The organism is Bacillus sp. XB1 (assembly GCF_053557995.1).
The window spans coordinates 518,776-531,732 of sequence record NZ_JBNRIL010000001.1 but is presented as its reverse complement, the minus strand read 5'-3'; the positions used below and the strand labels follow the sequence as shown (position 1 = coordinate 531,732).

The window sequence follows — 12,957 nt, the reverse complement described above, 5'->3', positions numbered from 1 at the left end:
ACCTTTATTTTTAAATTATGCTGGTTGATCATTAAAATATTTACGTTTAAACCAAAAAGCGACGTTTACAAGTGCAATCATTACAGGTACTTCAACTAATGGTCCGATAACTGCTGCAAATGCTGCGCCTGAATGAATACCAAACACCCCAACTGCTACAGCAATTGCTAACTCAAAGTTATTACTACCTGCTGTAAATGCTAACGTTGTCGTCACCGGATAGTTTGCACCAATTTTTCTTCCCATAAAGAAAGATACAAAAAACATTACAATAAAATAGATTAATAACGGAATCGCTATTCTTACCACATCTAGTGGCACGCTAACAATCATCTCTCCTTTTAAAGAAAACATAATGACGATCGTAAATAGCAATGCAAGTAATGTAAGTGGACTAATTTTAGGTATAAACACCTTTTCATACCACTGTCTTCCTTTTAACTTAACTAGTACAAAGCGTGTCAACATACCTGCTATAAAAGGAATTCCCAAATAGATAAATACTGATTTTGCTACTTCTATCATTGTAATATCGACAATAGCACCTTCAATCCCTAACCATTCTGGAATTACAGTTACAAATACGTATGCATAAACTGAGAAAAAAAGCATTTGGAATACCGAATTAAAAGCAACTAAACCTGCCGCATACTCTTTATCTCCATCGGCAAGATCGTTCCAAACAATGACCATCGCAATGCAACGTGCTAACCCAATCATAATGAGACCAACCATGTATTCTGGTTTATCAGGAAGAAAAATAATTGCTAACACAAACATAAGTACCGGACCAATAATCCAGTTTTGTACTAAAGATAGAACTAACACTTTTACATCTTTAAATACTCGGCCCATTTCCTCATAGCGAACTTTCGCTAATGGTGGATACATCATTACAATTAAACCAACAGCAAGTGGAATAGACGTCGTTCCAACCTGTAATGTATGTAGTCCGTCTACTACACTAGGAAACACAAACCCTAAACCAATCCCAACAGCCATAGCTAGAAAAATCCATAGTGTTAAATATCGATCTAGAAAAGATAAACGTTTCATTTTATTTTCCATCTCCTATTAACAACAAGAATTTTGTTCTACTACGTTAGAAGTCGTACAACAAGATGGATCTTCAATTTTATGAACATCACTCTGTGCTTTTGTATAAAAGAATTCCCACTCGTTCCCATCAGGATCCGTTACCCAAAACTTATCTTGTACTGCATAGCAACAAGTCGTATCCATCTCATCACGTGCAAAGAACCCTTCTTTTTCTAATCTTTCTTTATGCAATGTAATCTCTTCAGCTGTATCCACTTGGAAACCGAAATGATTTACTTGGTTTCCCTTCACTTCATCTCTTACGTTCAGCGTGAAATTAAGTCCTGGCGTCTCTAATAAAAATTTTGCATAATCCACCTTCACCTTAACTGGTGACACACCAAATACCTTTTCGTAAAATTCAATAGACTTCTCTAAATCCGTAACGTTTATACCGACGTGAACATATCTCATAGCTTATTCCTCCTCTTTATATATTATTAATCAATTTTTTTTGATTAATGACTCAAAATTTTAACAGCAACTACCTTTCCCTGTTTTTCTAAAGATACAGCATAATTCTTCTGATAATAAATTATTTACTTCCGCATCATTTAAATCATAATAACTCCACGTACCTTTTGTTTCTTTTACAATTAAACCTGCATCTAATAAAACCTTTAAATGATAGGACAACTTAGATTGTGTCATTTCAAAGACCTCTGCTAAATCACATACACAAGTCTGGCCTCGCTGGCAAAGTTCATACATAATCTCTAAACGCTTCTGATCCGCTAATGCTTTGAATTTTTTCTCATATAACTGAAAATTTTGTGCCATTGTAGTTCACTCTCCTTTCAACAATTTTTTTGATGTTTATAGTATATACGCTAGTGAGTTTATTATGCAACTTATTAATCAATTTTTTTTGATTTAGAAAAACTTCCTCCCATTATATCTTTGCTACAACTAAAAAGGACCCTAGCTTTTTCAAAAATGAAAAACTACGGTTCTTTTTACAACTTAATAGTTACAATATTTCCGAGAAATGGAGTCTCTATAACTATTTTAAATTTTAATTTGATCATTATAGAGTAGTGCCCCATCACCATCAATCTAAGAAAAACAAATACCCCAAAATGAGAAAAATCGATATAACTCTTGTTTTTGGTGCATATTCATAAAAATAGTTTAAATCCTTAAGTTGATGGTTGTGGGGCGGGCCCCATGCCCATCAAGCTAAGATTTTAAGACACCCCCATAACGAGAATTTTACTTTTTTACAGTTATTTATGAAAATTCGGCTTGTTTTTTTCATTTTTGGGGTGCTAGACCTAAAACTTCAGCAATATGCATAGACTGAAACATCTGGTTTTCACGATATAATTCTCAGCTAAATTCGAAAAAAAGAGCTTGAATTCCCAAGCTCTTTTAAATATTACTTAATAACTTTATAACCACCATTTTTCCTGTGGAATTAAAACTGTTTCAATATCAAAGTTATTCTCAAACCATTCCTTCATCAATGTTTTATGGACCAGATATTCTGATGCAGAATGGGAAACGCCGATTAAAGACATCGAAGTATTAGAAACATAACCCATCATTTGTTTGTATCTTTGTTTACCATATTCGTTATCAATATGGCAATGGATTTCGCCAGTGATATAGGCTTGAACTCCTCTTTTTTCAGCTTCCTCCATCCAACTTACTTTGTCGCCACAACCTGCAACGATAGCTATTTTCTTTACGTTATTTATGTTCTTACCTTCAAAATTAACATATGGAATATCGAATATTCCTTTTAAGTGAGAAGTTAGTTCACTTGTACTCTTTTCTTCAATGTTACAAATTAGAACTAGGTCTTCATTATTTACATAAGAAAATAGTAACGTGTTTTTAACTTAAAAAATAGTCTAAAACCTTAAGGTGACAGAAAGCGATCTAGTTTCTTACAGAATTAAACTAAGGACATTGTTTAACACATGTATTGCTATGATATATGCAAGGAATCTTTTAGAAATAAGATAAGCCACAGTAAATATCACCGAGCCTGGTAAATAAATAGCAAAATCGGAAAGGTTTTGTGAATGAAGAACTGTAAAAATTAGAATGGAAATGATTGATGCAATAGCAGTACCAACATAACTAGAAAATTTATTTACTAATATATGACGAAATATAATTTCCTCGACTATTGGACCTGCAACACCAACTAAAATCAATGCAAATATAAAAGGTACCTCTGAAGCGGCTTGATTAACGGCATCTTGATTAACGGACTGATCTGTATTTACTAGAAATTTCGTAACAAATTTTTCTAGAATTCCCGTAAGTAAAACCACCATAGGAATACTTACTACTTTCAAAATTGTTTTCTCTTTAAAATAAGAAAAACTTTGAATAATTTCTTTCCTATAGAAACTTATACCTATAATAGCAGGTACAATAAAAGCGGCGGCAGTATTGGCAAATTCTGATTCAACTAAATTTACATTAGTTAAAAGTGATACTCCTACTAATATGAGGACGCCAATCTGAAGTATTACAAACATTGTAAAAACTACTAACATAATAAGATCTTTTTTATTCGTTTTTATAAAGTTCACTTTATTATCCCCTAATTAAATTGCCTAGAATCTTTAATTTTTCTTTCTGCATAAATTTCTCCTTTTAAATATATTCACACATGATTCCGGACCATTCGGTCCGGAATCTAATGATACTATATGTCTCTAATTTTTTAAACCCCTTTTTAAATTATTAACGATTAGCCTTTTATAAATTGAAGTGAAATTAGGAGTAGTTTAAACCCTTTAGCTCAATATATTTATAAAATTATATATATAAATAAAATAAATATACGTTAAAATTAACTTTATTTTTATATTTTCGACGATTATAGGGGTCCCACCCCATCGCTATCAAGCTAATAAAACAAAATCCCCCCTAAAATGAAAAAATACGCTATTCTTTCTATAGAATCATAGGAAAGGATGGCGTTTTAGTATGAATTTATCGATTTCTGATGAATTAGAATTGTTTTCTAAAGAATTGCAACGATATATGTCACCTGATGCTTTAGAGCAATTAGCTAAAAATGTAGGATTTGTTAAACGAAAAAGTAAATACCGCGCACAAGATTTAGTGGCTCTATGTATTTGGTTAAGTCAAAATATTGCCCATACTTCATTGGTACAATTAAGTAGTCGATTAGAAGCTAACACAGGCATTTCTATGAGTCCAGAAGGACTCAATCAACGTTTTAATTCTCAGGCTGTTCAGTTTTTACAACAACTCTTAGCACATTTACTTCACCAACAATTTTGTTCTTCTAACAAGATTCCAACTTTGTATACAAACTATTTTCGACGTATTCGTGTATTGGATTCTACACATTTTCAAATTCCGGATAAATTCACTTCTATATATCAAGGTTCAGGTGGTAGTGGTCAAAATGCTGGTGTGAAAATTCAACTAGAGTATGATTTACTAAGTGGTCAATTTCTTCATATTCATGTAGGATCGGGAAAGCACAATGATAAAACGTATGGTTCTACTTGTTTAGCGTCCCTTCAACCGAACGATATATGTATACGTGATTTAGGATACTTCGACCTAAAAGACTTACATACTATAGAAGAGTGTAATGCTTATTTTATTTCAAGATTAAAGCTCAATACACGTATATATCAAAAGAATAATGAGCCTGAATACTTTCAAAATGGAACAATAAAAAAGCACTCTGAGTACATCCAATTAGATATGGAGCAATTCATTGACCAATTACAGTCAGGTGAAACATATGAAATTCCCGAAATTTATATTGGAATGTATCAAAAACTTCCTGCAAGACTCATTCTGTACAAATTAACTGAAACACAAATGAAACGTAGGCAAAAGGATTTAGCATCTAAAGAACATAAGAAGCAAATTACCTATAAAGAACGTAGTAAGAGGCTTAGTGCAATTAACTTTTACATTACAAATATTCCTTTAGAATATCTACCAAAGGAATAAGTATACGATTTTTACTCCTTACGCTGGCAAATTGAACTTATTTTTAAAACATGGAAATCATTTTTTCGTATTCATCACTGTAATTCTGTAAAATTAGAACGACTAGAATGTCACTTATACGGACAATTAATAAGTATCCTTCTTTGTTCCTCCACCATGTTTCAAATGCGCCAATTACTCCTCATCAAGAAGAAACGAGAATTAAGTGAATATAAAGCAATTTATATCATCAAAGATTATTTTCCACTTATTTATCAATCTTTACAAAAAGACACCCAAGAATTAACAAAGATTCTCTTTCGTCTGTTTAATCTCTTACAGAAAAACGGACGAAAATCCCATAGGTATGAGAAGAAAACAGTCTTTGATATCTTTGGCGTCGTATACAACTTTTCTATGTCTCACAGTCATGTAGCGTAATCCAAAAAACTGAAACCTGATAGGGTTTATTTGGCATGCAAATCTTTAAAGAACTTACATTTGTGTTTAGAAAAACGAAAAAATTTCACGTGAAATTAAACTTATATAAGCTTAGCTTGATGGCGATGGGGGCGGGCCCCAATAAGAACGGTATCTAAGATTGTATGAAAGGTGTTAGTTCCATTCAAAAGGCCTCAGCCGACGATTAACTCAAGTACCGGTTTCGGATGACTCCCATGTGATGAAGTTCGTGTCCTGCGATGCCGTACGCGAGGGCGCGCGCCGTAATGCTTAGGTTGTTGGCTGTACCCTTGCGGTTCCACGCCTCCGCCGGTAGCCCGCGCAGCAATGTGATCGTTGATTGCCGGACGGCCTGGTAGTCTTCGGCCAGTTGCGCGATTGTCCAGCTTCCGAAAGGAGGCATGAACAATTCCTGATCGAAACCGGTCAGCGGCGTCTGGTCCCCTCTTGCGAACCGGAGCAGGCGGTAGGTCATGACACGTTCCGCGTCTGTAATGTGGCCCACAACTTCTTTCAGTGTCCATTTTCCTTCCGCATACCGATATGCTGCCTGGCTTTCGGTCAACGATGCCAGGAACTCGGTCATTTGCTTTTCCTGAGCGAGCAGAATGTCGATGATGTTACCGTCTGGCACCAAACGGATATATTCGCCGGAGCTCCCAGCGTATTCTTCTTCTGATGGTCTTTGATTCATGCGTAGTCACCTCTTTATGTATATATAGAAAATTATAGCACTCGTCTATGTCTAATAAATTCGCGAAATGATAGAACTTCCCTTCTAATAATTGAGGCTAAGCAACTATTTAGTCGGTCGCCACACTATCCTGATTCCTTAGCGCAATAAGCAATTCTAATCAATAATGCATAAAAATTAGAAGTTATACAATATTTCAAAGTTATTAATATATATTAGTTTATTCCGAAACACACATAAATATATTTTGTCGAAACTATTAAAAAGGGAGAATTTCTCTAGCTGAAGAATTAATAATTGTGTTACCAATATGTAAAAATCTCAATTTAAAACTAAAGGAGAACAAAATGGGACAAATAATTGTATCGATGTACCTCTCACTAGATGGTGTCATTGAGGAACCAGCTTGGACTGCTCCATACTTCAATGAAGAAGTGGCAAAGTTTCAATCCAATTTACTGTTTGAAAGTGAAGCTCTTCTACTAGGGCGAGTAACCTATCAAGGTTTTGCAGCTGCTTGGCCTTCTATGACTGATGAAGAAGGTTTTGCTGATAAGATGAACAGCATGCCTAAATTTGTTGCTTCAACAACTTTGGAAAAAACCGAATGGAATGCAAATCTTATCAAGGGTAATATTGTAGAAGAAATATCGAAACTGAAGGAACAGCCTGGTCAGAACCTTTTAATCTATGGCAGCAGTGATCTTACACAAACATTAATGCAACATGACCTCATTGATGAATATCACTTTATAGTCAATCCCGTTATCGTAGGGAGCGGAAAGCGTCTCTTTAAAGACCAGAACAATACAAAAGCATTAAAACTTATAGAAACAAGAACGACCAGTTCAGGTGTCGTTATTCTTTCCTATCAGCCGGAGAAAAAAGAATAATTACTGATAAATTATATAAACAAAAAAACTCATCAGAATAAATCCTGCTGAGTTTTTTTATAAGATAATACATATATTAATTTATAAAAATTACACGGGTTAGTACTTTATCAGTCATACCTACATAGGCATCGGATATTCCATATGTTTGCCCTGTTTGGAGAGAGCTCATTAATACCTCCATATCTAGCTGTATATACTCTGTACCTTTCTTTATTCTTCCATCCTGAAAATAATCAGGTTTGCAATTTTTACAGCCCATACAAAGACAAGGATCCAGAGAGTAATGATAATAATGCCTGTTATCCAATTCTTTGGTTTGCTTATTGTCTGTCTTTCCTCTACCTTTCTTTTACAATCCTCCAACACTTCTTTAGGAATAAGTTTTAATGCCAAGTATACACCTAATGGTACAAGAATCAAATCATCAAGATACCCCAAGATTGGAATGAAGTCTGGGATTAAATCTATAGGACTAAAAGCATACGCAACAACAAGCATTGTAAATAATTTAGCATACCAAGGGACTCTTTCATCTCGATATGCCAAATAAAGTACAAGAAGTTGTTTTTTTAAGTTTCTAGCCCATTTTTTCATTTTTTGTATGATAGATATTTTTTCTTCTGTTTCTATCGGTTTATTTTGATTCAAATTATTCCTCTCCCATTTTATTACTTCGTACATCTTCTCAGAATTGTTCTTATTAACTGTATAATAATTGCGTAGCTACTATTGAGTCTAATACTTTATTTTAATAAAAACTATTTATAATATAAAACCTAATGATCAGTCTACATTTTAATAATCAATAAATTAGAAAGATAAGGGATAAGAAACACGTTTAAATCAACTAGGTTTAATCTAATCCAGTTTTTAAGTGGGAACAAGCATGTGAGGGAGGGATCCCCAGATTTTCGTTCTGGGGTATTCTTTAATTTTAACCTGATAGACATAGGAGAAAACTTCTAATTTAGTAATTTGTGCAGTACAAGCTGTAACTAAATCTATTAATCTGACATACCATATAAATGTAACTTTAAATCAATAAAAAGTTGCAAAGGAGGCGAATATAAAATGGCATCATTTGAAATTGGAGCAAGATCTCTTTTTAACTTTCGAAACGAACGCTTTTTCTTATTAGTTGAAGATGAAATTACAATTCCAGATAAAGGTGTAGAAATTGATCCAGTTAATATCTATGAAATTGACGAGCAAACTTTCGATTTTATCAGAGATGAAGGAGATACACCTGTAATTGAACCAGTTGATACACTTCCAACTGTACCACCTGAATTTAAATTAGAACGAAAATGTATTTTCACAGTCGATAATTCATACTTTGTAATATACGATTTAGAAGATGGAACTGATAACAACGTCCTATTAAGAATCAGTGCAGCATTATTTAATTCATTAAGAAATTCTGGTGTTCGTGAATGTTTTCCTCAAATTTTCATTTAAGAACATAAATTAATTAGACCTCAAATGGAATACTCTTCGAACAATTTAACCCCTCGTAGTTTTCTACAAAGGGTTAAATTGTTATGTAAAAAGTTTTTTAATTATTAGCAGTTTTTGGCGGTTCGACAGGTACGATTGCTAGTCCAATTCGAGCAACCTAAGAAAAGCAAATACCCCAAAACGATAAAATTAGCATCTCTAGGTGAAAATGTACAATTTTTTGTTTTGGGGGCACTTTAAAATGTTAGCTTGATAGGCTTGGGGTGGGACCCCAAACAGTACGATTTTATTTCAAAGACAACGATCTTACTACACACTTTTTATTTATCTCACACTCTCATATGCTAGTATTACTATTTTTTATTACTAATGTTGCCGTTTCACTCGGATGGCTAAGAGGAAAATGATGACCATATGGAACAAAATCAACCTTACCAAGATGCGATGGAGCAGAATAGCCTCTGTCATACTCCCCCCAAATAATGTGAAGATTATACTTTGTTACTTCATTGAAATCACCTTGATCATTTTTCAGTAGTAAACTGTTAAGCTGAACCGTAGTATTTAAAATTCTAGGAGAAGTAAAACTGTTCCTTATTTTTTCAATATAATGTTCAGGGATACTCTCCATACTTTCAAACAAACCATTACTTAATAAATATCGCTCTATGAAATTAGTAGTTGCCAGTTTTAATGTCCATTTGTTCATAAATTGAGGAACATTTAGCGATTTAGCATTTTTTTTAGCAATAGGTGGCTGAAGTAAAGTGATTGCATACTTCTCATCTATGTACTCTTGTACCAATGCTTCCAGAAGAATAAACGCACCGAATGAATGGCCAATTAGATGTGCACCATTCGTAGCTTTCTCCAATAACTTTTTCACTACATTCAAATAGATAGCTAGAAGATTTTTCTCTCGTTTAAAAGGAGAACGTCCCAAACCTGGAAGATCCAAGATCCATACAGGTTGACCAGTTTTTTTATGAAGCTCTTGTGCTAAAGGAAATAAATCCTCTCCATCACTCAATAAACCATGTAATAAAATAAAGGGTTTACCCTCTCCTTGTAATTGGTAAAGGGTATTGTTATCGCATAATGTTCGTTTAAATACATGATTATGCTGGCCATATTGATACATCATTCGATAATCCAGATCAGCTACTACGGCAGGGAAAAATTTCATTACACTCGTCTCCTTAAACCAATCTCCTCCCATAATTTTTTTCGCTGAAACATTTGAAAATTTTCGTTTTGTAATAAAATTCAGTCCATCAGAAGGAATTTTTGTTATTTTACTTACTCCACTATTCATAATTGCTTTCATAAGTGGCATTGGGACAGAGATTTTTGGTGCCCTCATATTCATACTTTCTGACATAATACTTAATAACTCAGCAATGTTCTGATCGTGCTGTTTGTCTTCAACAAGTGTATATGTTTGAATAGTCAGTTGCTCTAATCTGAAAACCTGCACAATAAACTTCGCAAGCTCATCGTTTGAAATAAGTGGTAACCTATATCCCTTACCTCCAGGAATCATTGGCATGAGCCCTCTTCGCATACTCATCACAAGCAAACCTAATCCTGCTATCTGCTCTGTACTCCCTGTTTTACTACTACCGACTACAGTTGGCGGATTAATTACAGAAAGCGGATAACCTACTGCTGATGCCTGCTGACGGATATAAAGATCTGCTAAAAATTTTGTTCTCTCATATGGATTTTTTATTTTCAAATAATTATTTCCTTCTTGAAACACATCAATTGCAATCTTGCTATTTTTATCATCAAAGGGACTCATATAACCTACAACATGAATAAATTGTTGCAAGCCCTTCAATTGATGAATACTTTTAGCTAATTCACTAATATGTTTGGCACCATGTAAAAATACGGAAGCTACCTCTTTACTTGTCGCTTGAATATCCATGGGGCCTCCTGCGTGAATAATCACATCCGTTTTCAACACCCTCTCCTTATCTTCAGCACTTAGACCTAAATCTATTTTCGTCAAATCACCTTCAATAAAGTGCATAACTGCCTTTTTTAAGATGCCTCTTTCTTGAAAAAGGCGTATTGCTTTACTTTTCGACCTCACTAAAAGAAGAATTTTAACATCCTCTTTGGCTAATTCTTTCACTAATTGCTTTCCAATAAAGCCTGTTCCACCAGTTAAAAATACTGTTCTCATATAAAATCTCCTTTTTAGTACTACTTAGTACTAATTTGATGTAAAAAAAATGCTTCTTTTATCGAAGCAATTTTAAAAAATGATCTGCTGTTTTCGTGATTACAGTTGCATCCTTCAATGTTTCTGAAATAAATAACGCTCCTTCAAGATTTGTAATAAAAAGTGATGCAACCTCATCAATATGAATCGTATTTCTAAATTCTCCATTCTCTACCCCTTGTTTAAGTAATAGAGAAACTTTCTTTTGTAATCCTGTAAAAAAAAGACCTATTTTTTCTTTTATTTGCGTGGCCTGTTTAGGACTTTGAATATAAAGAGTAATAAATGGACAGCTCCCCTTATACTCTCTCGACTGAACTCCTTGTGATAATTGCTTTAAAAACAGTTGGATACGATCTTCAACTAAAAATTGCTTCTGAGAAAGTACGTCATCAATTGCAGATTGATACATTTCAATCCAATAATCAACGACCGCTTCTAATAATACTTCCTTATTAGAAAAGTGATAATACACATTAGACTTTGAAACTTTGCTTACACGTACTAATTCATCCATACTTGTATAAGCAAACCCTTTTTCTAAAAATAATGTTGCAGCTACTTCAATCACACGTCTTTGATTCATTAATTTTACCTTTGTCATAACTAGAACTATATAGTACTAATTTAAATATTACAAGTATTTATGTTCATTTAGAAAAAAGTTTGATTAAAAATGTTCCACTAACATTGATTTTACTGCAAAAAAATCTTAGCATCAGTGTTACGAAAAAAAGAAAGGGAGTGGATCCCCCACTCCCTTTAACCATCTACCCCTGATTCTTCTGCGCCTCTCTAAACTCCTCCTTCACCTTCTCTAACAACCCTTCTTCCGTAATTAATCGATACGCTGTATTTGCTAATGCTTTTGCCGATGTAATTAATGCTTTATCTCCAAGTTCTGAACGTGCTGCTTCTCTAAATTCATTCGTATGTGCAATTAAATCATCTGGTCCGATTTTAATGTACGGATGAATTGTCGGTACGACTTGACTTACGTTTCCTGCGTCGGTTGAACCAATCCCTACTCTTTCTTTACGATTTACATCTTCACCTAATAGTTCTAGTTCTTCCGCTACGATATCGTTATATGTTTTTGTTACGAGTAATTCATCGATTTCATTTTGAAATTGATGGATTTTTACTTTTGCACCTGTTGCTAATGCTGCTCCCTGTGCAATGTTTCTTACTTTTTCTGTTAATTCCGCGCATCTTTTTCTCGTTGCTGCACGGATGAAGAATCTTGCTGCGGCATAGTCAGGAATAATATTAGGTGCTTTTCCGCCCTCTGTAATGACACCATGAATTCTCACGTCTGACGGGAGTTGTTGGCGAAGTGCGTTAATACCGTTATAGAGCTGAATAACCGCATCTAATGCGTTAATCCCTTCTTCTGGCGAAGCTGCAGCGTGAGCTGTTTTTCCGTAAAAATGAAAATCAAGTGGATCGACTGCTAGTGAAGGACTCGTTGTCGCTGTCTTTCCGCTCGGATGAATCATAAGCGCCGCATCAATGTCTTTAAATAAACCTGCCTTTACATAACTTGATTTCGCGCTACCATTTGGCCCGCCTTCTTCTGCTGGCGTACCAAACACGACAACTTCCCCGCCAATTTCTTCAAGCGTTTCTGATAATGCGATTGCTGCTGCAACGCTAATTGTGCCAATTAAATTGTGACCACACGCATGACCTAGTCCTGGTAAAGCGTCGTACTCCGCTAAAAATGCGATTGCAGGTCCTTGTTTTCCAGAGCTTTTTCGCGCGATAAATCCCGTTTCATGTCCAGCTATATTGTGCTGCAACTGAAATCCTGCACTGCCTAGCAATAAACTTAACGTTCTAGATGCATAAAACTCTTGGTTACCAATTTCCGGATTCGCATGAATATCATGACTTGTTTCTATGTACTTTTCCTTATTTCTTTCGATACTCTCTTCAATTGTTTTTCTTTGTGACGCTACTCCTGTCGCTCCCATTTTTCTTCCTCCTTTTATTTTCACATAAAAAAGCCTCTTTCTAAAAGATAGAAAGAGGCTTCTGTATATACAGTCAAAATGAGCTTCTTTCTTATCTTTCAAGTTACCTTGCTGGAATTGGCACAGTATTCATAACGAATCCGCTGCCGAGGTATCATAGGGCCAGTCCCTCCACCTCTCGTGATAAGAATTTTCATAAAA

At 34.6% G+C, this 12,957-nt stretch carries 11 protein-coding genes, 3 pseudogenes and 1 riboswitch; of the genes and pseudogenes, 3 read left to right on the top strand and 11 right to left on the bottom strand.

Features of this window, described 5'->3' with window-relative positions; all coding sequences use genetic code 11:
* Nucleotides 1–15: 15 nt before the first annotated feature.
* The 5 genes and pseudogenes from arsB to ACK1U5_RS02610 all read right to left on the bottom strand — a co-directional run bounded on the left by arsB (nt 16) and on the right by ACK1U5_RS02610 (nt 3,647).
* On the bottom strand, nt 16–1,056 hold the full coding sequence (gene arsB / locus ACK1U5_RS02630; RefSeq protein WP_000826532.1) for an ACR3 family arsenite efflux transporter: 1,041 nt from the start codon (nt 1,054–1,056) through the stop codon (nt 16–18).
* 18 nt (nt 1,057–1,074) lie between these two features.
* Nucleotides 1,075–1,512: an ArsI/CadI family heavy metal resistance metalloenzyme gene (locus ACK1U5_RS02625; RefSeq protein WP_001270993.1), complete on the bottom strand. Its 438-nt coding sequence runs from the start codon at nt 1,510–1,512 to the stop codon at nt 1,075–1,077.
* 60 nt (nt 1,513–1,572) lie between these two features.
* Nucleotides 1,573–1,878 carry an arsenical resistance operon transcriptional regulator ArsR gene (gene arsR / locus ACK1U5_RS02620; RefSeq protein WP_002103330.1) on the bottom strand — a complete coding sequence of 102 codons (306 nt, stop codon included), beginning with the start codon at nt 1,876–1,878 and terminating at the stop codon, nt 1,573–1,575.
* Nucleotides 1,879–2,489: 611 nt separating this feature from the next.
* Nucleotides 2,490–2,906: pseudogene (locus ACK1U5_RS02615) on the bottom strand (Nif3-like dinuclear metal center hexameric protein); the annotation flags it as partial.
* 84 nt (nt 2,907–2,990) lie between these two features.
* Complete coding sequence (locus ACK1U5_RS02610) at nt 2,991–3,647, bottom strand: CPBP family intramembrane glutamic endopeptidase (protein ID WP_113710654.1); 657 nt, start codon at nt 3,645–3,647, stop codon at nt 2,991–2,993.
* A gap of 400 nt (nt 3,648–4,047) precedes the next feature.
* Here ACK1U5_RS02610 and ACK1U5_RS02605 point away from each other — a divergent pair.
* A pseudogene (locus tag ACK1U5_RS02605) lies at nt 4,048–5,478 on the top strand (IS4 family transposase).
* Between the two features lie 205 nt (nt 5,479–5,683).
* On the opposite strand, the gene ACK1U5_RS02600 reads toward ACK1U5_RS02605, so the two are convergent.
* Entirely contained in the window at nt 5,684–6,193 is a 510-nt protein-coding gene (locus ACK1U5_RS02600) for a DinB family protein (protein ID WP_001076310.1), read from the bottom strand.
* A 347-nt stretch (nt 6,194–6,540) separates the two neighbouring features.
* Here ACK1U5_RS02600 and ACK1U5_RS02595 point away from each other — a divergent pair, with 347 nt between their 5' ends.
* Nucleotides 6,541–7,086, top strand: a complete 546-nt coding sequence (locus ACK1U5_RS02595) for a dihydrofolate reductase family protein (RefSeq protein WP_050821975.1) — start codon at nt 6,541–6,543, stop codon at nt 7,084–7,086.
* 88 nt (nt 7,087–7,174) lie between these two features.
* Here the strand turns inward: ACK1U5_RS02595 and ACK1U5_RS02590 are convergent.
* A pseudogene (locus ACK1U5_RS02590) lies at nt 7,175–7,339 on the bottom strand (IS4 family transposase); the annotation flags it as partial.
* On the bottom strand, nt 7,300–7,737 hold the full coding sequence (locus ACK1U5_RS02585) for a YkvA family protein (RefSeq protein ID WP_001075128.1): 438 nt from the start codon (nt 7,735–7,737) through the stop codon (nt 7,300–7,302). The gene ACK1U5_RS02585 and the pseudogene ACK1U5_RS02590, both read right to left, overlap by 40 nt.
* A gap of 423 nt (nt 7,738–8,160) precedes the next feature.
* On the opposite strand from ACK1U5_RS02585, the gene ACK1U5_RS02580 reads away from it, so the two are divergent.
* Nucleotides 8,161–8,547, top strand: coding sequence for a hypothetical protein (locus tag ACK1U5_RS02580; protein WP_000135751.1), 387 nt, complete (start codon nt 8,161–8,163; stop codon nt 8,545–8,547).
* A gap of 337 nt (nt 8,548–8,884) precedes the next feature.
* On the opposite strand, the gene ACK1U5_RS02575 is transcribed toward ACK1U5_RS02580, so the two are convergent.
* The 3 genes from ACK1U5_RS02575 to ACK1U5_RS02565 all read right to left on the bottom strand — a co-directional run bounded on the left by ACK1U5_RS02575 (nt 8,885) and on the right by ACK1U5_RS02565 (nt 12,756).
* Nucleotides 8,885–10,741: an alpha/beta fold hydrolase gene (locus ACK1U5_RS02575; RefSeq protein WP_069604633.1), complete on the bottom strand. Its 1,857-nt coding sequence runs from the start codon at nt 10,739–10,741 to the stop codon at nt 8,885–8,887.
* Between the two features lie 58 nt (nt 10,742–10,799).
* Nucleotides 10,800–11,366: a TetR/AcrR family transcriptional regulator gene (locus ACK1U5_RS02570; protein ID WP_061654899.1), complete on the bottom strand. Its 567-nt coding sequence runs from the start codon at nt 11,364–11,366 to the stop codon at nt 10,800–10,802.
* 184 nt (nt 11,367–11,550) lie between these two features.
* The gene (locus ACK1U5_RS02565) at nt 11,551–12,756 is read right to left on the bottom strand and encodes a M20 family metallopeptidase (protein WP_069604634.1); all 1,206 of its coding nucleotides are present in this window, start codon (nt 12,754–12,756) and stop codon (nt 11,551–11,553) included.
* Nucleotides 12,757–12,844: 88 nt separating this feature from the next.
* A riboswitch (SAM riboswitch) is annotated at nt 12,845–12,946 on the bottom strand.
* Between the last annotated feature and the right edge of the window lie 11 nt (nt 12,947–12,957).

Excerpts from the sequence above, each read along its gene's own strand:
- ACK1U5_RS02570 (WP_061654899.1), bottom strand. The coding sequence starts at position 11,366 with ATGAATCAAAGACGTGTGATTGAAGTAGCTGCAACATTATTTTTAGAA.
- ACK1U5_RS02580 (WP_000135751.1), top strand. The coding sequence starts at position 8,161 with ATGGCATCATTTGAAATTGGAGCAAGATCTCTTTTTAACTTTCGAAAC.
- ACK1U5_RS02625 (WP_001270993.1), bottom strand. The coding sequence starts at position 1,512 with ATGAGATATGTTCACGTCGGTATAAACGTTACGGATTTAGAGAAGTCT.
- ACK1U5_RS02575 (WP_069604633.1), bottom strand. The coding sequence starts at position 10,741 with ATGAGAACAGTATTTTTAACTGGTGGAACAGGCTTTATTGGAAAGCAA.
- arsR (WP_002103330.1), bottom strand. The coding sequence starts at position 1,878 with ATGGCACAAAATTTTCAGTTATATGAGAAAAAATTCAAAGCATTAGCG.
- ACK1U5_RS02595 (WP_050821975.1), top strand. The coding sequence starts at position 6,541 with ATGGGACAAATAATTGTATCGATGTACCTCTCACTAGATGGTGTCATT.
- ACK1U5_RS02600 (WP_001076310.1), bottom strand. The coding sequence starts at position 6,193 with ATGAATCAAAGACCATCAGAAGAAGAATACGCTGGGAGCTCCGGCGAA.
- arsB (WP_000826532.1), bottom strand. The coding sequence starts at position 1,056 with ATGAAACGTTTATCTTTTCTAGATCGATATTTAACACTATGGATTTTT.
- ACK1U5_RS02565 (WP_069604634.1), bottom strand. The coding sequence starts at position 12,756 with ATGGGAGCGACAGGAGTAGCGTCACAAAGAAAAACAATTGAAGAGAGT.